The organism is Clostridium sp. DSM 17811, assembly GCF_018861905.1.
GTDB classification, from domain to species: Bacteria; Bacillota; Clostridia; order Clostridiales; family Clostridiaceae; genus Clostridium_AD; species Clostridium_AD frigoriphilum.
On the sequence record NZ_JAHLDU010000008.1, the window covers coordinates 48,667 to 72,884 of the forward strand.

At 29.6% G+C, this 24,218-nt stretch carries 24 protein-coding genes; 15 read left to right on the forward strand and 9 right to left on the reverse strand.

Going from position 1 to position 24,218, the window contains the following annotated elements; all coding sequences use genetic code 11:
* Window positions 1-3: 3 nt before the first annotated feature.
* From KPL44_RS11730 to KPL44_RS11745, 4 genes are all read right to left on the reverse strand, one after another.
* Complete coding sequence (locus KPL44_RS11730; RefSeq protein ID WP_216250273.1) at window positions 4-522, reverse strand: DoxX family membrane protein; 519 nt, start codon at window positions 520-522, stop codon at window positions 4-6.
* Window positions 523-597: 75 nt separating this feature from the next.
* Window positions 598-1,410 carry a polyprenyl synthetase family protein gene (locus KPL44_RS11735; RefSeq protein WP_253201748.1) on the reverse strand — a complete coding sequence of 271 codons (813 nt, stop codon included), beginning with the start codon at window positions 1,408-1,410 and terminating at the stop codon, window positions 598-600.
* A 235-nt stretch (window positions 1,411-1,645) separates the two neighbouring features.
* Window positions 1,646-3,013, reverse strand: coding sequence for a sensor histidine kinase (locus KPL44_RS11740; RefSeq protein WP_216250278.1), 1,368 nt, complete (start codon window positions 3,011-3,013; stop codon window positions 1,646-1,648).
* A gap of 3 nt (window positions 3,014-3,016) precedes the next feature.
* Entirely contained in the window at window positions 3,017-3,697 is a 681-nt protein-coding gene (locus KPL44_RS11745) for a response regulator transcription factor (protein ID WP_216250281.1), read from the reverse strand.
* A 222-nt stretch (window positions 3,698-3,919) separates the two neighbouring features.
* Here KPL44_RS11745 and KPL44_RS11750 point away from each other — a divergent pair, with 222 nt between their 5' ends.
* From KPL44_RS11750 to KPL44_RS11790, 9 genes are all read left to right on the forward strand, one after another.
* Window positions 3,920-4,243: a hypothetical protein gene (locus tag KPL44_RS11750; RefSeq protein ID WP_216250284.1), complete on the forward strand. Its 324-nt coding sequence runs from the start codon at window positions 3,920-3,922 to the stop codon at window positions 4,241-4,243.
* A gap of 234 nt (window positions 4,244-4,477) precedes the next feature.
* Window positions 4,478-5,158 (forward strand): response regulator transcription factor, encoded by a 681-nt coding sequence (locus KPL44_RS11755; RefSeq protein ID WP_216250287.1) that lies wholly within the window; start codon window positions 4,478-4,480, stop codon window positions 5,156-5,158.
* Window positions 5,159-5,160: 2 nt separating this feature from the next.
* Window positions 5,161-6,570 (forward strand): sensor histidine kinase, encoded by a 1,410-nt coding sequence (locus KPL44_RS11760; protein ID WP_253201740.1) that lies wholly within the window; start codon window positions 5,161-5,163, stop codon window positions 6,568-6,570.
* Between the two features lie 123 nt (window positions 6,571-6,693).
* A complete protein-coding gene (locus tag KPL44_RS11765; RefSeq protein ID WP_253201741.1) occupies window positions 6,694-7,242 on the forward strand; it encodes a phosphatase PAP2 family protein in 549 nt (182 codons plus the stop codon).
* A 33-nt stretch (window positions 7,243-7,275) separates the two neighbouring features.
* Window positions 7,276-8,589, forward strand: a complete 1,314-nt coding sequence (locus tag KPL44_RS11770) for a VTT domain-containing protein (RefSeq protein WP_216250290.1) — start codon at window positions 7,276-7,278, stop codon at window positions 8,587-8,589.
* A 139-nt stretch (window positions 8,590-8,728) separates the two neighbouring features.
* Window positions 8,729-9,406, forward strand: a complete 678-nt coding sequence (locus KPL44_RS11775) for a DedA family protein (protein ID WP_216250292.1) — start codon at window positions 8,729-8,731, stop codon at window positions 9,404-9,406.
* A 111-nt stretch (window positions 9,407-9,517) separates the two neighbouring features.
* On the forward strand, window positions 9,518-10,093 hold the full coding sequence (locus tag KPL44_RS11780) for a phosphatase PAP2 family protein (RefSeq protein ID WP_331702090.1): 576 nt from the start codon (window positions 9,518-9,520) through the stop codon (window positions 10,091-10,093).
* Between the two features lie 51 nt (window positions 10,094-10,144).
* A complete protein-coding gene (locus KPL44_RS11785) occupies window positions 10,145-11,338 on the forward strand; it encodes an O-antigen ligase family protein (RefSeq protein ID WP_216250296.1) in 1,194 nt (397 codons plus the stop codon).
* 197 nt (window positions 11,339-11,535) lie between these two features.
* Window positions 11,536-12,555: a phosphodiester glycosidase family protein gene (locus tag KPL44_RS11790; protein ID WP_216250298.1), complete on the forward strand. Its 1,020-nt coding sequence runs from the start codon at window positions 11,536-11,538 to the stop codon at window positions 12,553-12,555.
* Between the two features lie 146 nt (window positions 12,556-12,701).
* Here the strand turns inward: KPL44_RS11790 and KPL44_RS11795 are convergent, their stop codons facing one another.
* The 3 genes from KPL44_RS11795 to rbr all read right to left on the reverse strand — a co-directional run bounded on the left by KPL44_RS11795 (window position 12,702) and on the right by rbr (window position 15,506).
* Window positions 12,702-14,414: a methyl-accepting chemotaxis protein gene (locus KPL44_RS11795; protein ID WP_216250301.1), complete on the reverse strand. Its 1,713-nt coding sequence runs from the start codon at window positions 14,412-14,414 to the stop codon at window positions 12,702-12,704.
* A 226-nt stretch (window positions 14,415-14,640) separates the two neighbouring features.
* Window positions 14,641-14,955, reverse strand: a complete 315-nt coding sequence (locus tag KPL44_RS11800; RefSeq protein WP_216250304.1) for a hypothetical protein — start codon at window positions 14,953-14,955, stop codon at window positions 14,641-14,643.
* 11 nt (window positions 14,956-14,966) lie between these two features.
* Window positions 14,967-15,506: a rubrerythrin gene (rbr, locus tag KPL44_RS11805; RefSeq protein ID WP_171296109.1), complete on the reverse strand. Its 540-nt coding sequence runs from the start codon at window positions 15,504-15,506 to the stop codon at window positions 14,967-14,969.
* A 341-nt stretch (window positions 15,507-15,847) separates the two neighbouring features.
* On the opposite strand from rbr, the gene KPL44_RS11810 reads away from it, so the two are divergent.
* The 4 genes from KPL44_RS11810 to KPL44_RS11825 all read left to right on the forward strand — a co-directional run bounded on the left by KPL44_RS11810 (window position 15,848) and on the right by KPL44_RS11825 (window position 18,803).
* The gene (locus KPL44_RS11810; RefSeq protein WP_301182962.1) at window positions 15,848-17,023 is read left to right on the forward strand and encodes an SAM-dependent methyltransferase; all 1,176 of its coding nucleotides are present in this window, start codon (window positions 15,848-15,850) and stop codon (window positions 17,021-17,023) included.
* Between the two features lie 64 nt (window positions 17,024-17,087).
* Window positions 17,088-17,441 carry a CidA/LrgA family protein gene (locus KPL44_RS11815; RefSeq protein ID WP_216250307.1) on the forward strand — a complete coding sequence of 118 codons (354 nt, stop codon included), beginning with the start codon at window positions 17,088-17,090 and terminating at the stop codon, window positions 17,439-17,441.
* Window positions 17,434-18,138, forward strand: coding sequence for an LrgB family protein (locus KPL44_RS11820; RefSeq protein ID WP_216250310.1), 705 nt, complete (start codon window positions 17,434-17,436; stop codon window positions 18,136-18,138). Before KPL44_RS11815 ends, KPL44_RS11820 begins: the two co-directional genes overlap by 8 nt.
* A 98-nt stretch (window positions 18,139-18,236) precedes the next feature.
* Window positions 18,237-18,803 (forward strand): hypothetical protein, encoded by a 567-nt coding sequence (locus KPL44_RS11825; RefSeq protein WP_216250313.1) that lies wholly within the window; start codon window positions 18,237-18,239, stop codon window positions 18,801-18,803.
* Between the two features lie 68 nt (window positions 18,804-18,871).
* Here the strand turns inward: KPL44_RS11825 and KPL44_RS11830 are convergent, their stop codons facing one another.
* Together KPL44_RS11830 and KPL44_RS11835 are read right to left on the reverse strand one after the other, a co-directional pair.
* Window positions 18,872-19,363: a hypothetical protein gene (locus KPL44_RS11830; protein ID WP_216250315.1), complete on the reverse strand. Its 492-nt coding sequence runs from the start codon at window positions 19,361-19,363 to the stop codon at window positions 18,872-18,874.
* Between the two features lie 29 nt (window positions 19,364-19,392).
* Window positions 19,393-19,809, reverse strand: a complete 417-nt coding sequence (locus KPL44_RS11835) for a hypothetical protein (RefSeq protein WP_216250318.1) — start codon at window positions 19,807-19,809, stop codon at window positions 19,393-19,395.
* 258 nt (window positions 19,810-20,067) lie between these two features.
* Here KPL44_RS11835 and KPL44_RS11840 point away from each other — a divergent pair, with 258 nt between their 5' ends.
* Both KPL44_RS11840 and KPL44_RS11845 read left to right on the forward strand, forming a co-directional pair.
* Window positions 20,068-21,723 carry an oleate hydratase gene (locus KPL44_RS11840; RefSeq protein ID WP_216250321.1) on the forward strand — a complete coding sequence of 552 codons (1,656 nt, stop codon included), beginning with the start codon at window positions 20,068-20,070 and terminating at the stop codon, window positions 21,721-21,723.
* A 249-nt stretch (window positions 21,724-21,972) separates the two neighbouring features.
* Entirely contained in the window at window positions 21,973-24,201 is a 2,229-nt protein-coding gene (locus KPL44_RS11845; RefSeq protein ID WP_216250324.1) for a sensor domain-containing diguanylate cyclase, read from the forward strand.
* The last annotated feature ends 17 nt before the right edge of the window (window positions 24,202-24,218 follow it).

Here is a 24,218-nt window from a genome sequence, read left to right on the forward strand (position 1 = left end):
ATTTTATGATGAGATTAGATCAGAATTTGATTTTTTGGTAAAGACTTTTTTAATAATGGGTAATATAAAGTGGTCAAGGCCAATAGTATAGGCATTAGCTCCAACAAATAAGAGTATGAATGCTACTGTATACATATTTGGATTTGTACTAGTAGTGCCAGCTAACATATAATTTAGGTTCATAAGTGCACCGGCGATAAGACCGACAACTGTAAGAGCACCTAGGATTAAGCTAATACCAACAAGAAGCTCACCAAATGCAACTAGATAACTAAATGTTACAGCATTTGGCAGTGCTATATTTTTTATAAAGTCCGCATACCATGACTGAACTGCTGGGTGAGCACCTGTTGCTTTAACTAACGCAGCTTTTAAAAATCCGGTTATACCAGCGCCAGCAGTGCTACCAATCCATCCACCACCAGTAACTTTTTCAAGGCCTGCAGAAATCCATTGGTAACCTAACCATATACGGAGTACTGTCCATACGATACTTAGGTATTTATTTTTAAGTAGTTTCATTTTAAAATCTCCTTTAATTTATATTTAGAATATTAGTTAGAAAATTTAAAATTTTCATTATGAGTTTTTTCCTTTTTAGTGGGAAAGATTAAGAATATAGTTCACAAGATTTATTAAACTTGTTTTATAGGTCGAGTTTTCAAATATATTAAGAGATGATATTGCTTTATCTCCATACAATTTAGCATCTTTTGCGGTAATATTTAGATTAGTATAAATATCTTTATCCATACAGTCATCCATTATTTGGTATGTCATTCCTAAATTTAATCCATATTCTTCTAACCCAATTATTTGTTCTTTTGTTGCGCCAGAGAGTGATGCTGCAATTTTGCAACTAACAGACATAAATAATGCTGTTTTGCCTTTAATAATATTCAAATAAATTTCACGAGTTGGTAACTCATTTTCTGCTTGAATCATTTCAGCGGTGCACATGTTTTCAGTCAATTCAATTATAATTTGCTCAAATTCTTTTGGTAGAGAATTCGCAAGAGTAGAAAATGCCAAAGAATAAACAACATCACCAGCCAGTACTGATATTTTATTACCATAAATTTTATTTAGAGTTTTTTGACCACGCCTTAGAGTGTCGTTATCAAGGACATCATCATGTATTAAGCTAGCACTATGCATGAGTTCAAGGCCGGTAGCAAATTTAATTAACTGATTACGAGTATTTTGTGGTAGATTATTATCTATAAGACCTGACGAGAGTAAAGCTAGGATAGGGCGAAGCCTTTTACCAGGAATTTTAAAAAAATAACCTATAATTTCTTTTAAATAATTTGTACTTAGATTTTTACAGATTTTTTTTAGTTCTTCTTCAACAAGAAGGAGATCATTACTTATTGGGCTATAAATATCATCAAACTGCAAATTTTTCATCACCTTCCTATATTTATTAATTTATTGATATATTATTTTGAAGTGGCTGGTTTTTTAAAATTTTGTAAGTACAATACGTAGTATATAAGAAGGGTATGAAGATATTATGTAGAAGAGATGTTAAATTGTTTTTTGCAAAGCAAAAAGAGAAGCATTATGCTCCCCTTTTAACTTACTTATGGATATAATTCAAGTGACTTTGATGTTTAAGACTCTTTGAATATTTGGATAATAATTACAAAACTCGATTAAAATATAAAATAAACACGCTACCTTTTCCTTCTGTACTTTTTACTTCTATGTCTGCCTTGTGGAGGGTCAATATGTTCCTTACAATTGTAAGGCCTATACCAGAGCCTTCTATTTCATGTCTACTTTTATCTCCTCGATAGAGTCTTTCAAATATATAAGGTAAGTCCTCTTCATTAATGCCAATGCCTGTATCTTGAATTTTCAATATTATTTTTTTATTAGATTCTTTTAAAGTAATATTAATTTCTCCTTGATTTGGGGTAAATTTAACCGCGTTTGAAAGTAAATTAATAATTACTTGTTTTATTTTATCTGTGTCTCCCCAAATATCACATTGGTTATTGGTGCTACATTTTAATGTCATTGTGATATTCTTACTTTCAGATATTAGTTCGAATTCCTTTTGGACTAAAGTGAGGATATCTTTTAAAGAGATTATTTCCATATTTAAGGCAGTTTCTTCTCCTTCAATTTGTTTTAAGGTATTTAAATTGTCTATAAGCTTTCCAAATCTAATAACTTCATCGTTAAGATAGGTTAATCTTTCATTGTCTGCTGGAAAAATACCATCAATCATAGCTTCAAAATTGTTTTGAAGAATATTAAGGGGAGTTCTTACTTCATGGGATATATCGGATATTAACCTTTTTCTAATAGCATCTTGATTTTGAAGGTTTTCTCCAAGTGTATTTATACTATTTCTTAAATTTTCAAACTCTAAAATGGTGCTTTTGTCATTCGACCGTGCGCGATAGTTCCCATTTGAGAGATCAACTGAAATTTTAGAAACTTGCCTAAGAGGATTAGAAAATTGCTTGGAAATAAGCAAGCTAATTAATATTGTTATCAAAAGTGAGAGTATAATACTTAAAATAATACCCTTGTTTATTGATGTCTTGAAAGTGATATCATCACTGGTTAATAATACTGGACCATTTTGTCCTATGTCTACATACCCTACAATTTTATCTTTATACTTTATTTGGAGAGTTCTTAAAGTATATACTCCGTTACTTTTATGGGGCATAGTAGTATTAGTGTTGTTAATTATGTCATTTGCATTCATTCCCCAAACAACTTTTTTATTTATATCCTTAAGAGTGAGGCAGTAATTACTCATATAGGCTTCATGTGTAATTTCTATTCCAGAAGTCTTTGACCACTTGACATTCTTTTCGTACACTGTTTCTAAATATTTTACTATTCCAGTGTCCCTCTTAGTTTGTATTTCAACTAAATACTTGTTAAAAGTTTTTGAAATTGCTATATTTACAAAAAGTGTAGCTAAAAAGAGTGCTAATACGGATGTACATACTAATATAATACTTAATCTTTTTCTTATGCTTTGCATAAATTAATCACCACCAAATTTATAACCGATTCTAGTTACTGTTATTATATATTTAGGATTTCTGCTATCCAATTCTATCTTTTTACGTATATTTTTAATGTGTACATCTATTGTTCTATCAAAACCTTGAAAATCAATTCCCATAATTCTTTCAATGAGATGTTCTCTTGTAAATACTTTGCCACCGTTAGATGAAAGAATCTGTAATAGGTCGAATTCATTTGGAGTAAGTGATATTTCTTCCCCTCGCACAAAAACTACTCTTTTGTCATAATTAATTTCTAAATCTCCATTGTCATAAACCATTGTTTCAGATTTATTTATATTAATCCTTCTAAATAAAGCATTTACTCTTGCGGTTAATTCTCTTGGACTAAACGGCTTAACCAAGTATTCGTCTGCCCCAAGGTTTAATCCTTCTATCCTATCATCTAAGGTGCTTTTGGCAGTAAGCATAAATATATGTACCTCAGAAATTTTTCTTAAAATGCTGCAGACCTCTTCTCCAGATATGTCTGGTAACATCAGGTCTAATATAACTAAATTAAATTCAATTTTCTCAAAAAGTTTTATTGCGTCTAAACCTTTTGTCGTGGTATGTACACTATAGCCTTCTTTTTCAAGATATGCTTTTAGTATTTCAGAGATCTTTTCCTCGTCTTCAATAATCAATATATTATTCAAGTTTATACACTCCTTGTATAATGTAGTTGTAATAGTTACTAATGCTATAATAACTATTAATCTCATCAAGCTTAGTATTATAATTATCTTATTTATAATACATTAAACTCTTCAAGTCAATGAAATATGTTCGATATAAACTATATTTTATAATTAAATGGGTAAACTATATAATGCACGCTATGTATATAGTGTAGTTTTATATATGAAGGGAGAATATTTATGGGTGAAAAAGATTTAGAAAAAGCAGAAAAAAACAGAAATACTATTGAAATTACAATCCCTTTTAACGGTGCTATTTCAGGAGCTAATGTAGGTTCAAACTCTTCAGATGATGATGCTTCGAAAAAGAAACAAAAGAGTGATCAATCAGATGATGATAATCTCAAAGAAGGACAGATGAGTAGTAAAGCAGATTCAGGCGATTTTTCTAATGTGGACCCTTCACAAAAGGAAAAAAAGAGTAATAAATCAGATGAAAGTAATATTTCTGTTGACGCTATTTCAAAAAAAGGACAAATGATAATTAATATATCAGAAAAGTAGGGCTAAAAGTGATAGTTTCAGAAGAATAATCATAGTTTATATTTCATGTAAAAATACATATGAGAAATCATATGTATTTTTTACATGTTATTTATTTTATTAATATAATAGTATTAATAAGAACGAGCATATATGAAATACTCATAAATATGGCTAAGACTAGCAAGGTGGTGTATATTAGTAGTATATGGAATCTGTTTGCTCACTAGATTATCGTAAAAGGAAGGTGCTATTTTGAAGGATTTTAGAATTCTTTTAGTGGAAGATGAAAGGCTAATGTCAACATTTATTGAAATGGAATTGAGTCATGAAGGATATAAAGTTGATGTTGCTTATGATGGACGAGAAGGTTTAACAATAGCTGAGGAAAATGAGTATAATTTAGTACTTCTCGATGTTATGTTGCCGGGGCTTAATGGAATTGAGGTTTGCAGAAGAATAAGACAGTTGTCGCTCGTACCTGTAATTATGCTTACTGCGAAAAGCGATATATCAGATAAGGTTTTAGGATTAGATGTAGGTGCAAATGATTATCTCACAAAACCATTTGCAATAGAAGAACTATTAGCAAGAATTAGGGTGTATCAAAGAGCTACATCTATAGGGAATAAGACTGATGAGATTAAAGTGAAAGACATAGTTATGGACAATAAAGCGCATAATGTTAAAAGAGGCAGCAAAGAAATCGAACTTACAAAAAAAGAGTTTGACCTTTTAGAAATACTTTTAATAAATAAAAATGTTGTACTTACAAGAGCACAATTAATTGAAAATGTGTGGGGTTATGACTACATAGGGGATACTAATGTTGTAGATGTGTTTATAAGATATTTACGATGCAAAATTGATGATGGTTTTGAGGATAAACTTATAACCACTGTAAGGGGGGTAGGATATGTTGTTAAAGGTGAGTAATTATGAATTTTAAAATTATAAGTTCTAAAATTATGAATTTGAAAATGATCAAAAGTGCAAAAATATCTTTGAAATTAACGGCGATTTATGCTGTAATGTTCTCATTAATATTACTTATTTTAAATGCTTCTATTCTATATGGTATAAAATACTACTTGTACGGTCAGGCAAATAAACAAATAGAAGATGTCAAAACAATAGTATTAAATAATATCGTGTCTCGGAATGAGCATGGAGATTTGTCAGATAAAGAACTTATTTCGGATGTTACATCAGAACAAAATATATCAATAAGAATACTAAAGCAAGATGGCAAAATATTAAACAAATCAAAAGAATTTAATTATAATATTATAAGCAAAGAACCATTTGATAAAATAACAAAAATTAAAGAAGATGATAAACACTTAGTATATAAAATTTTAAAAATTAAAACCCAGAAATATGGAGTAATTTATATTCAAATTGTTAAGTGGATGGGTAATGAATATAATTTTATGCAAATTTTGTTTGTTTTAATGGCAATAGCTGATTTTATAGGGATGATCGCTTCAATTATATTGGGGTACATCATAAGTAAAAAGATGTTAGAACCTATTGATCAAATAACTAAAGCTGCTGATAATATTAGTATTAATAATTTATTGGGTAGAATTGAGGTTGCGGGTCCTGATGATGAACTTAAAAGATTGGGTATAACTTTTAATAAAATGATAGATAGGCTTCAAAAATCATTTGATAGGCAAATTCAGTTTGTGTCTGATGCATCACATGAACTTAGAACGCCTATTGCAGTTATCCAAGGGTATGCAAACCTAATCGATAGATGGGGTAAAGATGATAGAGAAGCCTTAGAAAAATCTATTCATGCTATAAAATTAGAAACTAGTAATATGGCAAATTTAGTTGAGAAATTATTGTTTATTGCTAAGGGGAGTAGCGGAAATCAAAAAATTGAGAAAGAAGATTTCTTGCTTAATGATCTTATTTGCGAAGTGATTAGGGAAACTAAACTTATAGATCATAGTCATATAATATCAAGTTACAAAAATGATTCCATTAGTATATTTGCAGATTATAAAATGATGAAGCAGATGCTTAGGATATTAATTGATAATAGTATTAAATTCACACCAGAAAAAGGTACAATAGATATAAGCTCAGAGATTCATTATGATACAGTAAAAATTACCGTTAGTGATAGTGGCATGGGAATACCAGAAGACGAAATACAAAACGTATTTGAAAGATTTTATACTGTTGATAAATCTAGATCTAAAGAAAAAGGTGGTACTGGTCTTGGACTATCTATTGCTAAATTAATAGTGGATGTACATAAAGGAACTATAAGTGCAGAAAGCACGGAAGGTTTTGGAACAAAGATAACTGTTATATTAAATATTAATTATTAAGTTAAATCTAATATTGCAGCTCCAAAGGAGATAATTTAATGTGATTTTAATCTTACAAATGTATTATATAAGACATGGGGGACATTATATAATCTCCTAGCAATCAAAGGAGGAACGATGATAATGATGTACCTACTACAGAAATTTGATATCTCTATACTATTGTTTATAAAATATAATATGCATGGAATTATTATGGATAAAGTTATGGTTATATCGAGTTACTTAGGAAATGCAGGAATAATATGGATTATAATAGCATCGATACTTATAAGTAACGAAAAATATAGAAAAGTTGGGTTTATGGCTCTAGCAGCGTTAATCCTAAGCGCGATTTTAGGTGATGAAATACTGAAAAACATATTTAAGCGTTTGCGGCCATCAGACACTATATCAACAATGAACCTTTTAATAGAAAGGCCATTATCTTATTCATTTCCATCAGGGCATTCTATGTCGTCATTTGCAGTTGCAGGGGTGCTTGCAAAATATTTTAAAAAGTATGTTATTGAAATTATAAGTTTAGCATCTTTGATAGCGTTTTCTAGGGTATATTTATATGTACATTATCCTACAGATGTTTTAGTAGGTGCAATTTTAGGGCTTGTATGTAGTGCTTTAGTAATTTATATATTTGATAATATAAAGCATAGTTCTAAGGATAGTATATAAGAAGTTTATCTTTAAAATGGGGGGGGCGAGATTTTGCATTCTGTAATATTATTAATTAATAATTATGGTTATATCATTTTATTTATGGCTTTGGTGCTTGAATTAATTGCATTTCCTCTTCCTGGTGAGTTAATGATGACGTATTGTGGGTTCCTCGTTTTCCAATCTAAAATGAATTGGGGTATAAGTATTCTAGTAGCTACGGCTGGAGTAATACTAGGGATTACTATATCTTATTTTGTTGGTACTAAATTAGGTGTAAGATTTTTTGAGAAATATGGTTCATATATTCACCTTGGGCCTGCTAAAATTGAAAAGACATCCAAGTGGTTTAATACATCTGGGAATAAATTATTAATTTTAGCGTATTTCATACCTGGGGTTAGACATATTACAGGATATTTTTCAGGTATAACAAAAATATCATATGTAAGGTTTGCTAGTAACGCCTATTTTGGAGCATTTTTGTGGACTACTACTTTTATTTCATTAGGTAAAGTTCTTGGTCCAAACTGGCATAAATTTCATGGGTACATATCAAAATATTTGATTATTGGTAGTATAATTATATCTTTAATATTAATTATTATATATGCTTATAGGAATCATAGGATACAGATAATAGAGAATACATATAAAGTTTTAAATAAAACTATAATCATAGTTCATTCTATGGGGAAAATGAAAGTTGCTATAGCAGCTGTAGCAACTACTTTTTTAGGATTTTCAGTTCTTGTAATTGGTGTAATACAAGATTATTTGTCACATGAATTTGATCAATTTGATATTGTTGTATCATATTTGGTGAAAGTAATTTTTAATTCTAAATGGTCATTTGTGATAGGGTTATTTAAACTAACAACATCAATGAGGGTATTAGTACCAATTACTATCTTTATGTTTATATGGATTATAAGAAGAAATACAAACCGGATTCTTGAAATTCAGTCCCTGTTTATTGTAATTTTGGGCGGAGAAATACTGCAATATGTTTTAAGACATATTTTTAGGCGTTTAGGACCTTCTTCAATAAGCTTAATAAGTCATAATCAATATACTTTTCCAAGTTATCAAGCTTTAATGGCAATTGTTGTTTATGGATTCTTTGTTTATCTAATATTACGTTATGCAAAGAAAGTTTGGTCTAAAATGGTAGCATTTATTATAACTTTATTTATTTGCATCATTTCAGGTCTAAATCCGATATTCTTTGGAATGGAATATCCAAGTGATGTTTATGCAGGGTACATTTTTGGTGGAGTTTGGCTTACCGTAAATATTATTTTATTAGAAGTTTATCGCATACTACCTACAATAAAATTTAAAAATAGTGATTTCTTAAAGTAATAGTACGTGAGGGCCAGAAGTATTTTATTTATGATATTATCTTAAAAAATAATATTTTTTAATCAAATTTTAATCTTATAGATATATAATACTAGCATCAAGACATCTACATAAGTGTTTAATAACGAGGAGAGAAAATATGGATATTTTAATCAACTTTATAAACGTAATAATGCATATTGATAAGTATTTAACCTTAATGGTTCAACAGTATGGTATGTTAACATACGGAGTTCTTTTTTTAATTATATTTATTGAAACGGGGTTAGTAATTACACCATTTTTACCAGGTGATTCAATGTTATTCGCTGCAGGAGCACTAGCGGGAATTGGATCAATGAATATATTTACCCTACTGATAATATCATATCTTGCGGCTATACTAGGAGATACTGCTAATTATTTTATTGGTAAAAAGATTGGGAAAAAGATACTCGCAAAAGAAAAAGTAAGGTTTATAAATAAGGATTATTTAATAAGGGCTCAGGAATTTTATGAAAAACATGGCTCAATGACAATAGTAATTGCAAGATTTATTCCTATAATTAGAACTTTCGCACCTTTTGTAGCTGGTATTGGCGAAATGAATTATTCGAAGTTTGTACCATATAATATTGTTGGCGGAGGACTATGGGTAAGTTTATTTTTAGGCGGAGGCTATTTCTTTGGTAATCTATCATTTGTAAAAACTCATTTCTCTTATATGTTAGTAGCTATAATAATAATTTCATTATTGCCTGGAGTTATAGTGTTTATAAAAGAAAAAAGAAAAAAAAATGATGACAATGAAGATGAGGTTCAGAGTAACGACATTTAATAAAATTAGTAATAAGTATAATGTTATGGATCGCATAAAGGGGAATAGCATTTTAAGGTTTATAGTGAATTATAATACATAGGATAGAATATAGGAGAAAGAGGGGATAAGGTGTATCTCAAAATTGGCAATGAAATACAAAAAATTGATGATTATATTCTATTTTTTATTAAAAAGTATGGACAAAATAGATGTTTAGATATTATAATGCCTATAGTTACATTTATGGGGAATATGGGGATTATTTGGTTTATAATATCTATTGCTTTAATATTAGATAAGCCATATAGGATAATTGGGAATTCAGTAATTCTAACATTAATTATAAGTACAATTGTTGGTGAAGGGATAATGAAACACATAGTACGACGAGTTAGGCCTTGCAATAAGCAGGATTATGTTAGCAATTTTTACTTGAAACCAACATCTTATTCTTTTCCTTCGGGACATACATTATCATCCTTTGCTGCTGCAGAAATGCTCTCTATATATTTTATACAATATAAATTAGTATTTATGATAATAGCATTTTTGATAGCTCTTTCGAGACTATACTTATATGTTCATTATCCTACGGATGTTATAGCAGGAGTTATAGTGGGGGTATTATGTTCGAAAATAATTTTTATTGTTTTGCAACAAGGATATAACAGTTCAATTCAACAAATACTTATAAATGTAAAATAAAGTGTGAGATTTTCGTTAGAGTTGTTTGATTATAGGTGAAGGTGGTTTATTATGTCTATTTTAGTTTTTTTAATAGTTATTTCTCCTTATACGACCATAATACCAATAATATATATGCTATATATGGTATTATTTAAAAAAGTAAGCATACACAAAAATCACTGGAACATAGGACTTTGTTTACTTTTTATTTGGTCTTTAATAGTAGGAGTTATAAATTATAGTTTTTCATCAATTGTTGTATCCTTTGCTCTTTTTATGTATTTATGTGTTAGTATTTTTTTACAAAATTATTGCAAAAATGAAAGTATAGTGGAAAAGATATATATGCATTTAGTATCGTTTTCACTGATTTCAGTTATTTTTGGAATTATTGAGAAAGTTATATATGTTTATTTTAATGTTAATATTTGGTCGAAGTTTCTTCGAATTACATCTCAGCCAGTAGTTAATGATAGAATATATAGTACTTTTGGAAATCCAAATGTAGCCGGTAATTGGTTTGCCATAATGATTATTGTAGGTCTTTATTTTTGTAGTATTAAATCTAAAAAAACAAAATTATTTTATAGAGCAGCAACACTCTTATTTTTTATTGCATTGTATTTAACAGGATCACGTGGTGCTTTTATCGGTCTATTATGTGGACTTTTCATTTTTTATCTACTTAAAGGCAGTAAAAAGGATATGTGGCTGTTTATAACAATATTCATAATTACAGTTGTAGTTACTTTTATGCCATCTGAGATTTCGAAAAATATAACGGCACATGGGTTTGATGATTCATTTATTAGCCGTGTTGGAATATGGAAAGGATGTTTAAAAATGATAAGGATTAAGCCCTTTACAGGTTGGGGGCTTATGGGAATTACCGAGCATGGAGCAGACTTTATGAAAGGTTACTTTTATGCAACGTTATACCATGGTCATAATATCTGGATTACGATTATGACAACACTTGGAGGCGTTGGGCTTTTAATATATGCTTATTTGAAAATTAATTTATTTAGAAATTTAAAGATACTTTATGCACAAAAGTGTAGAGTGGTTCCAATGCTAGCAGGCATTCAAGCCGTAATAATCGGGCATGGATTGGTTGATTTCACAATGATTGCACCTCAAACTGGGTTATTATTTATAGCTAGTTCAGCTATAATAAGTTCTCTTGTAAAACAAGATAATAGTCCGTCGTTTTATGATGATTCGAATGATTCTAATCATGAAAAATCATCGAAAATTAGTTAGGTATATGTACAAAAGCATTTAGATCACAGCTTAGTCTGTTATCTGAATGCTTTTTATTATAGGAATTCATATTAGTTTATATAAAAAATAACATGCATGTAACCTATAAAACAAATCATATAATATATAGAGTTATAGTTACCTATTTTGAATCTTTAAAATTATAGAATAAAGCATTATATAAAAGGAAGGGAAGTATGAAAACAATAAATAAAAAAGAAAAAGGTAAAATGAGTAAAAGCAGATTAGTTTTATTATTTATTATATTTCAAATTGTTTTCACAACAATTACAGGGCCATTTATGATTTATTATGGCCCGTTTAAAAATGTAAGATCTACGGTTGTAGGTTCTGCAATGACTACTTTTACCTTACAATGGTTAGTGACATCATTTTTATCTGATGATAAAATAAACAAAATTATGAGTCAGCAGAAAGCAGATATTATAGTTCAAGATAATTCACATGGAATAGGAACAGGCGTAAAGGTAAAAAATAAAAATGATAAAAGTGTTACAAGGTATGAAATAGTAGGGACTAAATTTAAGGGATATCTGCTAGTAATTAATGATCCGACCAGAGTGAAAGTGGGATATAGTAGCAAGATCGGCAAGGAAGGAGAATTAACTAGTGATATTGCAAGAAGTAACAATGCCATTGCAGCCATTAATGGTGGAGGGTTTACAGATAAAAGCGCGGGATCACTTTGGACGGGGACTGGGGCAAATCCAGCTGGAGTTATAATGTCTGGTGGAAAGATTGTTTATAATGGTATAAACAATGACAATGAAAAAATAGAAATTATAGCGTTAACTAAATTGGGAAAGTTATTAGTTGGTACTTATACAATTAAAGAAATGATAAAATTTGGGGTGAGTGAGGCAGTGTCCTTTGGTCCTGCTATGATAGTTAATGGATTTAAGACAATAAATCATGGGAATGGTGGTTGGGGAATTGCACCTAGAACATGTATAGCGCAAAGAAAGGATGGGGCAATATTATTTTTAGTTATTGACGGTAGACAGATACGTAGCTTAGGGGCTACGCTAAGAGAGGCACAAGACGTGTTATATGATCATGGAGCTTATAATGCCGCTAATTTAGATGGAGGTTCATCCTCTACATTATTTTATGATGATGAGGTTATAAACAATCCTTGTGATAGTTTGGGAGAAAGATCTGTACCTTCAATTATATATGTAGAAAATAGAAAATAGAGAATATATTTTGTTTGTTCAAATTTATAAGGCAATCTCTATAGAGGTTGCCTTATAAATTTGGTAGGATTAAATAAACTGTATATAGTTGTATTGAAAAACAGATAAGACTAATATAAGTTTATCTGTAATTATTTTTAAATGTTTTATAACTTGAATTTTTTAACCATAATATTTAGTTTCTCTGCAAGTATTGCTTGGTTTTGGGATGCAGTTGTAATTTCCTGAATGGCCATAACAGACTCATTAACACTAGATAATATCTCCTCTGAACTAGCAACAGATTCTTCAGCTGTACTTGATACGTTCGCAATAGCTTTATGAATTTCTGATACAGTCTCATTTACTATGTTCATAGAAATTCCAATATCTGAAGATATCTTATTAAATTCTACAGCATCTTCGCCGTATTGTTTACCTGTATCTACAAATAATTTATAATCAGGTTTGACTTTATTATCAATAAAATTTAATACATCTTGTGCGTTGATTGAAAGATTTTTGAATGCATTTTCAACACTGATTGTTATCTCTTGAATTTTTTGAACTGCGATTTCTGACTCTTCAGCTAATTTTCTAACCTCATCAGCAACCACGGCGAAGCCTTTACCTTTTTCTCCTGCTCTTGCCGCTTCGATAGCCGCATTAAGTGCAAGAAGGTTAGTCTGACTTGCTATATCTTGTATTTTATCCGCCATTAATTTAACTTCACTAACCACTGAACCTTCTGCGATCGCTTTTAATATACTTGCTTGCTTTTCCAAATATAATCCATTTGCAGTATTAGAGCTATCTTCAGCAGCTTTTCTAACCCGAATTGCTTTTATTTCTATATCATTTGCAAGAGCATTTCCTTTAACTGCGCGCCCCGTAACTTCGGCCACATTTTCTGCAATATTCTCTGTAGTCGCATTTACTTCTTCTGCTGTTGCACTTAGTTGTTCTGCTCCTAGTGATACTTGTCTTACTGATTCATTGACAATATCCATTTTCGATGATATTTCTTTTGTTGTAGCAGAAAGTCCTTCACTTGTGGTGCTAATGTCAGTAGCACTTTCTGATATTTCTTTAATTAACGTTTTTAAGTTTGCTATAGCTATGTTTATTGCTTTCGCTAAACTTCCAATTTCACTCTTATTATCAAGATCAATAGTTTTTGATAAATCATTTTCTCCGAGAGCTTTAGCTACAGATACAACTTTTTTTATTTGCGTTGAAATTCCTATAGAAATTATTAAACCGAGTGTAATGGCAACAAGTAATCCTATAGCAATTATTATTATAATTTGAACTATTGCATTATTATATGATGATTGACTATTGTCATAATCAGCTTTTGCCATACCATCAGTTAAGCTAACCTCATTATCTAGAATTGTCTCCATGTCAACTCTAAATTTAGAAGCAGTAATTAAAAGTGTATTTGCTTTAACATAATCACCTTTACCAGCATTTGTAATTAATTCATCTCTTGAAACACGATATTGTGAAAGTAATTTCTCGAACTCAGTAAATTGTTTTCTAGCTAAATCAGTAGATATATTTGTTTTATAATTTGTAATAAGTGTATCATTTTTTGTTTTTATATATGCAATACTGTCTTTGTATGTATTAAAATCATTCTTATTTTTAGGGTCAATAATTAACAAGGTAATACTTCTTATTTCAGAAAGATTTTCTTTTATATTAAGGATATTCTTCATACCTTTCATATCATTAGTATAGATATTTTTAACATTTGAATTAATACTTTTCATACCATATACCCCAATGAATCCTACAACACCTATAAATAATGCAACTATAACGAAGCCTGATACAAGTTTCTGAACTATTTTGAAATCGGTAAACCTTTTCATTAATTACACTCCTTTAACAATATATTATTTCCTTATTGATATAGACTAAATTATTTTACGATTTACCGTAAAATTTTAAATTATAGTGTATACGCTTATCTTAAATTAAAGTATAACGTATTGTGTTAATATTATCCATGTTTTTGTTATGAAAAAAGACTTTTAACACAATGATATAACAATTGTGTTAAAAGTCTTGCTTGAAACAATCAAGTAACTATATCCATTATTTAATACTGTCATTTACGTATTCTTCATCAACCTCGTAAAAAAGATCTTCATTTATAGTTCTGTATGTGTTATAGATTTCGCTAGTTTCTATAGTATACCCAGAGTCATGATTGTCATTGTACTCATTATTTTGAGGAATGGTGGAGGCATAGCTGTAGTCATCGCTATAAATATCGCTGTGCTCATCATTATAAGGAACATTTAACTCATCATTGTAAAAAGAGTTGCAACGAGTGTTGTATTCATCTTCATAGGAAAACATTACAGGTGCTATTGGAACTAAGTAGTAAGTAGGATAGTAAATTATCATATTCACACCTCCTATTTGTAGTCTTCACAATAGATTTTAAAGTAAGCTCTTGGGAACTTACAGAGTGGACAAAAGGCAGGGGCTTCTTTTCCAATATGAATATATCCACAATTCATACATTGCCATTTTACATCAGTGTTTCTTTTAAATATCATGCCTGCTTCAAGATTTTCATATATTTTCATAAACCTCATTTCATGATTTCCTTCTACTTCTTGTAATTCCTTATAGAAATTTGCAATTTCAGTAAAGCCTTCTGCTCGGGCTTCTTTTTCAAATTGTTTATATAGGTTATTACTTTCATGAGCTTCTCCCTCAGCCGAGTCTTTTAAATTATCTGCTGTACTTTTATTCATCTTAAGAAACCTATTGAAAACTTCTCTTGCGTGAGCCTTTTCATTGTTTGCAGTAGCTTCAAAAATAGAGGCTATATATTCATACCCCTCCTTTTCTGCTTTTTCAGCATAAAATGTATATTTATTTCGTGCTCTTGACTCTCCAGCAAAAGTACTGAGAAGATTTCTTTCAGTCTTGCTACCATTTAATTGCATTAATATTCCTCCATTAAGTAATTTCTCTTCTTTATTATCTTATTCATTATGGTGTCAAAGGTTACCTTGAAAAAGTAACCTTAAATAAAGAATTGCATTTGCTTATAGAGAATAATTAGAAAAGTAAGCAAATGAGAGGTTTATGTATAAAAGAAAATATGATTACCGTTTACTAAGCTATAATTTTAGATAGTTCGTTTTTGACCTCTAGGTAAAAAAATGTTATACCTAATATCATAGGTTATTATTTTTGAAAATAAAATAACAAATTAATGGTATACTTTATTTAGTATTTGTTATTTTTAAAACTATATAAACAATTAATAAAGGAGTGATATATTTTGATTACAGATAAATTATTTTATAAAACTTTATTAAAAAGTATGTTTTCCGATCCATATGAAATTAGGTTTTGGGATGGTGATGAGGAAAAGTACGGTGAGGGTGAGAGCAAATTTAAAATCATTCTTAATGAGCCGATACCAAAAGGTGATATTATAAATAATCCTTCAATAGCTCTCGGAGAAGGGTATATGACTAAAAAATTAGAAGTAGAAGGTAGTGTACAGTCTGTTATTGAATCTTTATATAATAATAAAGAAAGTTTTTTAAAAAAGAGTGCGAAATATCAACATTTAATAAAAAAGATAAAAAATAGTATAAAAAGGAGTAAAGACAATATAGAATTTCATTATGATATTGGTAATGATTTTTACAAGCTATGGTTAGATGGTACTATGAGCTATTCTTGTGGATACTTTAAGAATGATACTGATTCTTTATATCAGGCTCAAATTAATAAAATAAATCATATTTTGAAAAAATTAAATTTAAAAGAAGGACAAACTCTACTTGACATAGGTTGCGGTTGGGGAGAACTCATAATAACAGCTGCGAAACAATATAAGGTGAAGGCTGTTGGTATTACTTTGAGTGAAGAGCAGTTTGAAAAGGCAAATGAAAGAATAAAATCAGAAGGACTAGAGGATTTGGTTGAAGTTAAACTTGAAGATTACAGGCAATTAAAAAATTTAAGTTTTGATAGAATTGTAAGTATAGGAATGCTAGAGCATGTAGGACTAGATAATTTATCTGAATATTTTCATGTAGTGAATAGTTTATTGAATGATAAAGGTCTGTCTTTAGTTCATTGTATAACAGGAATAAATGAAGGCGGTACAAATACATGGATAGACAAATATATTTTTCCAGGTGGACATGTGCCAGCAATTAAAACTATTATTTCAGATATAGCAGAGCAAAATTTTGAACTAATTGATATAGAAAGTCTTAGAAGGCATTATGGCAAGACGCTGGAACATTGGGCTGAAAACTTTGAAAATGCTCTTCCTATAATAGAGAAGAGTAAGGATGAAATTTTTATAAGAATGTGGAGATTATACTTAAATTCTTGTGCTGCATCATTTAATTGTGGTAATATTAATCTTCATCAGATATTATTCGCCAAAGGAGTAAATAACGATTTACCTTTGACAAGAGAATACTTATATAAATAAAAAACATATAAATGAGTTGCCAATTTTCGTGTATTACAATATTTCATAATGAGTAGGTGAAAGAATGAGGTATTTAAGACAATTAATGATTGTTTTAATTCCATATGTTTTAGGAACTGTATTACAACTAATATTAAAATTACCAATTCCAGGATCTGTTATTGGACTTATTTTATTATTTTTAGGATTGCAAATAGGAATAGTTAAAATTGAAATGATAGAAGAGCTTTGTGAGTTTCTTTTATCAAATATGTCCTTTTTATTTATACCTGCTGGAGTGGGTCTAATGACGGCATTCGGGGTATTAAAGGGGAAATGGATACCATTTATGATTATAGTTGTTTTTTCCACATGTGTAGTGTGGATTGTAACAGCACTCGTAGTTAAAATTTTAAGGAAAGGACGTTTACATGAATGATTTAATTACTTCACCAGTTTTTGGTGTAATAACATCTCTTATTGCTTATGAAATTGGACTTTATATAAAGAAAAAAGGCAGACTTTCAATTTTTAATCCACTTATGATAGCTGTTATTATATTAATATTATTTCTTACAAAGTTTCATATAAAATATGAGGATTATAACAGGGGAGGCCAAATAATTTCATTTTTTTTATTCCCTGCAACAGTTGCGTTAGCCTTGCCAATGTATAAAAAATTCATGTTATTTAAAGAAAATGCTACACCAATACTTATAGGGATTTTTAGTGGAGCCATATCTGGTTTTATAAGTGTAGTATTTCTTTCAAAATTATTTGGATTAACAGATGTACTTATTAAATCTTTAATGCCTAAATCTATAACAACACCTATAGGAATAGCTTTGTCAAAGCAGTTGGGTGGACTTCAATCAATTACAGTTGTAGCGATAATTATTACAGGTATTATAGGTTCAATTGTAGGACCGTTCTTATATAAAATTTTTAAAATTAATGATAAGGTTGCTCTAGGAATTGCTATGGGGTCATCAGCTCATGCACTTGGAACAGCTAGAGCTATGGAAATAGGGGAAGTTGAGGGAGCGATGAGTGGTTTAACTATGGCTATTTCAGGAGTTATGACTGTCCTATTATACCCTCTTTTATGGAAGATATTTTTGAAGTTATTTTATTAACAGCTTTAAACATACTATGTTTTGTAAAAAGCTTATTAAGAGCTTCGCAGAAGATGACTTGTAGCTTCGCAGAAGATGACTAGGGAGGCACTGTAATTATGAAAAAAGTTGAAGAAAAAGGACCACTAAATAAATTATTTAATTCGATAGACAACTTATTATCAGATGAGAAAGAGCAAAATTTAAGAAGTAAGCTCGGAAAAGAGATACGGAAATGTATTTTTACTGATGACATAGTAGAGAGACTTAATGAGAATGATTTTTCAGGAATGGTTGAAGAAGAAGGAGAATCAATAGCACTTTTTTCTATGATATTCCCTATTTTCGTTGAGAAAAATAGTGTCATCTTTAGGTTGTATAAGCATAAAGTTGAAGTTGATTTATCAGATGAAATGAGTGATAGATATATTTATATATTCTCAGATGGAAGACTTACATCTGGTCTATTTCAATGTTTTAAACTTTATGACGACGAATATATGTATGGAGTAAAAAAAATAATAGATATGATTCCAAGTTTTAAGGATACTGTAAAAGAGGCACTTGTGACTTTAAATAATAATGAAGTATTCACTAAAGAGAAAATGGGAACATTTAAGGAAAGAGAAGTAATCGCTAAAGATAATTTTAATGAATTATTTGAGAGTTTAAATGCGTTTAAGTAATTGTATGTATATTATGAAAATAGTAAAGGAGGAGCCTAGGCGTCTCCTTTACTTATTTAATTAAAAATTTAACACATAACAATAATTTTATAGGGACTTGTTTGTGCTGGGATACTCCTTGTGGTAACACCATAGATAACAATTAGATTCCGGTTTGTTGGACTTTTGGTAAATAATTGACCGTTTTCTAGTATTATCTGCGTCCAAGGGGCAATGTTTAATTTTAAGTTATTATCGTTACTTACAAGATTATTGTTAAAATAGTCTACTTTTACATTTTGATAAGGTGAATCTTTTGCCATAACGATTGCTCTAAATTGTGGTGGAAAAATGAGAACAGTAGGTGCATTTGCATCATAAAAGCCAGTTACAATATCACCGAGTGTCACCATTACGTGGTTCACAAAGTAAGTTGTCGGTCCGACTACGAAATTCACTAAATTTCCATATCTATTTTCTACAGACATTAATTTATAACAGCCTGCATCTTTTCCAGTTTCATCTATCCAAAAATCATTGATCATTGTAATTACTCCATGAAAAGGTTGGAAATTGTTCATATTAATTCCTCGATTCCTTAATTACTAATTTAAAAACATTGGAAACTACTAATTTCTCTAAGATCCATTCCAAAATATCTCCAAGTATTTCTATACCAGCGAAAACCAGATACAGATCTAGGACCCACAAATGTAAGCCATGCCCAGAATCCTCTACCTCTTTTGGGCCATATATATACAAATCTACGAAGGCAAGGCCTAATTGCACCTTGATCTATAGCTAGGGGAGTAGCACCAAATTGTTGAACCTTAGGTTCAGGCGGGGTAAAGTTTGGAGCTGAAGAAGGTGGTCTGCCTGAAGGTGTACCTCCTTGGGGACCACCTTGTGGAAATGGTGGGAAAGGATTCATTTGCCTATAGGGACAGGATAATGGAAAATATTGAGCTTCTTGTTCATAAGTATTATTTAAATTAAATGATTTAATAGTATCTTCATCGATATACATTAAATTAACTCCTTAAAGTATTTACAATATAATATATGGTTAAATTGATGATTTTGTTATTTAAAATTAAAAATTTTTTTATTTAAGTATACAGTTTAGGATATATGTATATTTTTTAGACAGTCCTATGATATTGATTGTATAAAATTATAGTGATTAGATTTATATTATACATATGGCAAGCTAATAACTTGATATATGTAAATTTAAATTAGTTTTATAGGAGAGTACATAAATTTTAAAATGGAGGGTGTTAAAATGAAATTCAATTTTGATCAAACTATTGATGTAGAAAAAACAAATGCTTATATGGTTGGTGCTGGACTTGCATCAATGGCAGCTGCGATATATTTAATCAGAGATGGACATGTTCCAGGAAAAAATATTCATATATATGAAGAATTAGACATAACAGGTGGAAGTATGGACGGAAATGGTAATGCAAAGGATGGTTATGTAATCCGTGGTGGAAGAATGTTTGATAGAGAAGCTTATGCTTGTACATTTGGAATAATGGAAAGCATTCCATCATTAACTGATCCTAAGGTTTCAATAATGGATGAATTTAATGCTTTTAATAAAGAGATTCATACTCATGCAAAAGCTAGGTTAATAGATAATGATGCTAATATATTAGATGTATCGACTTTGGGATTTGACCGCGAAGATAGAATGGCATTAATGGATATAATGATTAACTCTGAAGATTCTTTAGGAACAAAAACTATTAAAGAGTGTTTCCCAGAAGCATTCTTTAAGACAAATTTTTGGCTTCAGTGGACTACACTCTTTGCATTTGAGACTTGGCATAGTGCTGTAGAACTTAAGAGATATCTTCATAGATTTATTCAAGAGTTACCACGACTTAAAGATTTATCTGGAATACGTCGTACACCATATAATCAATATGATTCAATGTTATTACCTATGACAAAATGGTTAAAATCACAAGGGGTTAATTTCGAATTAAACTGCAGAGTAACTGATTTAGAATTTAAACCATCGGATACTGAAACTACAGTTACGGCATTTAAATGTCTTAAAAATGGAAAAGAAACTAGAATAGAGGTTGGCGCTGGAGATTTAGCATTTGCTACTATTGGTTCATTAACAGCGGGTACTAGCCTTGGATCAATGACTAAGCCGGCAATAATTAATGACAAGCATGTAGGTGGAGCATGGGATCTTTGGGAGAAAATTGCAAAGGGTCGTCCTGAGTTTGGTAATCCAAAGGTTTTTGATGAACGAGTTGAAGAATCAATGTGGGAGTCTTTCACAGTTACACTTAAGGATCCAACAATGTATAAGAAAATAATAGAATTCTCAGGTAATCAGCCGGGTACTGGTGCCCATATGACATTTAGAGATTCTGCATGGCTCATGACAATAGTTTTGCATAATCAACCACATTTTATTGGTCAAGCTGATGAAATACAAATTATTTGGGGTTATTCTTTATTCCCATACGCAAAAGGTGATTTTATAAAGAAGAGAATGGTAGATTGTAGCGGCGCGGAAATATTAGCTGAGGTATTATATCACCTAAACTTTAAAGATGATATGAAGAAAATTATAGAAACATCTATTTGTATACCATGTATATTACCGTTTACAACAGCACAATTTTTAACTAGGGCAAAGGGTGATAGACCTCAAAATATTCCAGAAGGTTCAACTAATTTAGCATTGCTTGGACAATTCTGTGAAATAAAAGATGACGTAGTATTTACAATGGATTATTCAGTAAGAGGTGCACAAATTGCTGTTTATAAATTCCTAAATCTAAATAAGAGACTTACTCCTATTTATAAAGGACAACATGATGTACGTGTAATGCTTAATTCTGTACTTGAAATGATGAAGGATGATAATTTAAGTAAGGAATTACTTGCAATAAAATCTTTATTAAAATAATTTAAATAATAGAAGGAAGTCATAAGCTCTTAAATTAAAAGCTTATGGCTTCTTTTTTATGTATTTCATTTTGATGTAGTTATTTAAAAATGTAAGCCTAATGTTTATTTATTACAATTTTGTAGCTTTTAAGTTGTATGTATTTATGTTTAATGGTAACATTGTATTTATAAAAAAGGGCAGTACTAAAGAAATAGGTAAAAGTAATTTAATTCAAAATAATTATGAATATTGAATAGGAGTAATTTCATGAATGATGGTTATGTAAGGAGAGAAATTAAGGTACTTTTAGAAAAAGCTAATTCACTAAAAAATAGTGATTCTCAGCGGACGATAGAATTCTCAAATGACGCATTACACTTATCTGAAAAGATAGGATATACACTTGGTGAAAAAGTAGCCAACTTATATATGGCTTATTCTTACTATAGCATTGGGAATGATGAAAAAGCCTTAGAATTAATATTTGCTTCACTTCATTATTTTATTGAAGAAGGATTTTGTGATCTCATATGGTTGGAATATAATTTGTTAGGTATTATATTTAGTGAGTTAGGTGATATTGAAAAAAGTATGAGCTTTTATGATAAAGCACAAATAATTGCAAAAGAAATTGATTTAGGTAAAAGATATGATAATAAGGCTACTTCAAAAAAATCCATAATGCTTACTTTAAATAATATTGCAGAAAATTACAAATTACTTAATGAATACAAAGAAGCATTAAGTTATAGTGAAAGAGCGTATGACATAGATTCTTTATCGGATTATAGCTTATCTAGTGGAGTAACTATCCTTAGTTTAGGTGAAATTTATTATTTGTTAGAGGAATATGAAAAGGCAAATATTCTCTCATATAAAGCTTTAAAGTATATGAAACGGTATAATTATACTATAGCGGATGCTGATATCTATAAATTGTTAGCGCAGACTTCATGGAAAAAAGGAGACTACGCAAAGGCTGATGAATATTTTTATATTGCTATAAATTTGAATGAAAAAGAATCAATACCTAGTTATAAAATTGATGCATTACTCAGTTATTATGAATATATGATGGAACGAAAAAGAATAAAAAAAGCAATTGGTATATTAATAAATGCCTGTAATGTATCAATAGAATATAAACAGCATGAAAAAGTATCTGAAATATCGATGATGTTATCAATATTTTATGAAAAGTCAGGAGAATATGAATCCTCTTTTAGATATATGAAATTGCACTATAAATATGAAAAAAAACATTTAGAAGATTATAATAAAAATATTATTCAGAGTTTAAATATGAAAAAGAAGATGTTAGAAATTGAAAAAGAGAATAATAGAATTATAGAGAAAAATGAAAACTTAAAAATAGAATCACAATCCCTACAAATGCTTGTTGAAAAAATATCTATTATTAGTGAACTAGGACAAAAAATAACTTCCACTTTAAATGAACATTCGATATTAGATATACTTTATTCGAGCATTAAAAATTTTATGGATTTTTCTTATTTCTGCATTGGTCTTTATGATGAAAATAATTCTATGATAAATTATTTAGACGCTATTATTAATGGCAAAAAGGAAAACATACCTGCTCTTTCACTTTTAAGTAAACCAAGTTTTACAAAAAAATGTATTGAGAGTAGTGAGTTGATTATAATTAATGATGTTAGTAAAGAGTTTCCCAAATATATTAACGAGGGAGCATTTAATAATCAACTAAAATTGAATTATAATGCTGAAATAAATTCACTTATGTTTTGTCCTCTTATAGTAAATGCGAAGATTATAGGAGTAATGTCAATACAAAGTAAAGGGAAAAATGCTTTTACACCATATCATATTGAAATGGTTAAAGCACTATCATCTTATGCTGCTATAGCAATTAATAATTCAATAAAATCAATGGAATTAGAGGCGGAGGTTAAAAAAACAAAAGAGATTCAAATTGAATTAGAAAAATTGAATAAAGTATTATTATCTTTGTCTGAAAACGATAGTTTAACGGGGATTTCTAATAGGAGAAAGTTTGATATATACATAAATGATGTTTGGGAGAGGAGTATAAGAGAAAGAAATAGTTTAGCTTTACTAATAATTGATATAGATTATTTTAAAGAGTATAATGATAACCTTGGTCATTTAGAGGGGGATAATTGCTTAGCTAGAGTGGCCAGTATTCTGGCAAATCTAAATAATGGACCATATTTTGTTGCAAGGTTTGGTGGTGATGAATTTGTGATTTTATTACCAGAAAGTTCAATTGATTATGCAATTAAATTTGGAGAAAATTTAAGAAGTAAATTGAAAAAGTTAAATATTAGACATGAATTCTCAGAAATTTCAGATAGAATTACTTTATCAATTGGAATATCTTCGGTTTTTCCTAATGAAAACATAACAATAAATGAATTTATAAGAAAAGTTGATAATGAACTTTATATTGCTAAAAGAAATGGAAGAAATGGAATATCAGCTGATGTATACTAAAAAAGCAGAGATAGTAG

Bases quoted from the DNA above. Each gene is read 5' to 3' on its own strand.
- KPL44_RS11750 (WP_216250284.1), top strand. From the start codon at position 3,920: ATGGGTGAAAAAGATTTAGAAAAAGCAGAAAAAAACAGAAATACTATT.
- KPL44_RS11835 (WP_216250318.1), bottom strand. From the start codon at position 19,809: ATGTATATCGATGAAGATACTATTAAATCATTTAATTTAAATAATACT.
- KPL44_RS11775 (WP_216250292.1), top strand. From the start codon at position 8,729: ATGGATATTTTAATCAACTTTATAAACGTAATAATGCATATTGATAAG.
- KPL44_RS11740 (WP_216250278.1), bottom strand. From the start codon at position 3,013: ATGCAAAGCATAAGAAAAAGATTAAGTATTATATTAGTATGTACATCC.
- KPL44_RS11735 (WP_253201748.1), bottom strand. From the start codon at position 1,410: ATGAAAAATTTGCAGTTTGATGATATTTATAGCCCAATAAGTAATGAT.
- KPL44_RS11830 (WP_216250315.1), bottom strand. From the start codon at position 19,363: ATGAACAATTTCCAACCTTTTCATGGAGTAATTACAATGATCAATGAT.
- KPL44_RS11825 (WP_216250313.1), top strand. From the start codon at position 18,237: ATGAAAAAAGTTGAAGAAAAAGGACCACTAAATAAATTATTTAATTCG.
- KPL44_RS11820 (WP_216250310.1), top strand. From the start codon at position 17,434: ATGAATGATTTAATTACTTCACCAGTTTTTGGTGTAATAACATCTCTT.
- rbr (WP_171296109.1), bottom strand. From the start codon at position 15,506: ATGCAATTAAATGGTAGCAAGACTGAAAGAAATCTTCTCAGTACTTTT.
- KPL44_RS11785 (WP_216250296.1), top strand. From the start codon at position 10,145: ATGTCTATTTTAGTTTTTTTAATAGTTATTTCTCCTTATACGACCATA.
- KPL44_RS11800 (WP_216250304.1), bottom strand. From the start codon at position 14,955: ATGATAATTTACTATCCTACTTACTACTTAGTTCCAATAGCACCTGTA.
- KPL44_RS11815 (WP_216250307.1), top strand. From the start codon at position 17,088: ATGAGGTATTTAAGACAATTAATGATTGTTTTAATTCCATATGTTTTA.
- KPL44_RS11840 (WP_216250321.1), top strand. From the start codon at position 20,068: ATGAAATTCAATTTTGATCAAACTATTGATGTAGAAAAAACAAATGCT.
- KPL44_RS11795 (WP_216250301.1), bottom strand. From the start codon at position 14,414: ATGAAAAGGTTTACCGATTTCAAAATAGTTCAGAAACTTGTATCAGGC.
- KPL44_RS11845 (WP_216250324.1), top strand. From the start codon at position 21,973: ATGAATGATGGTTATGTAAGGAGAGAAATTAAGGTACTTTTAGAAAAA.
- KPL44_RS11765 (WP_253201741.1), top strand. From the start codon at position 6,694: ATGATGTACCTACTACAGAAATTTGATATCTCTATACTATTGTTTATA.
- KPL44_RS11730 (WP_216250273.1), bottom strand. From the start codon at position 522: ATGAAACTACTTAAAAATAAATACCTAAGTATCGTATGGACAGTACTC.
- KPL44_RS11790 (WP_216250298.1), top strand. From the start codon at position 11,536: ATGAAAACAATAAATAAAAAAGAAAAAGGTAAAATGAGTAAAAGCAGA.
- KPL44_RS11760 (WP_253201740.1), top strand. From the start codon at position 5,161: ATGAATTTTAAAATTATAAGTTCTAAAATTATGAATTTGAAAATGATC.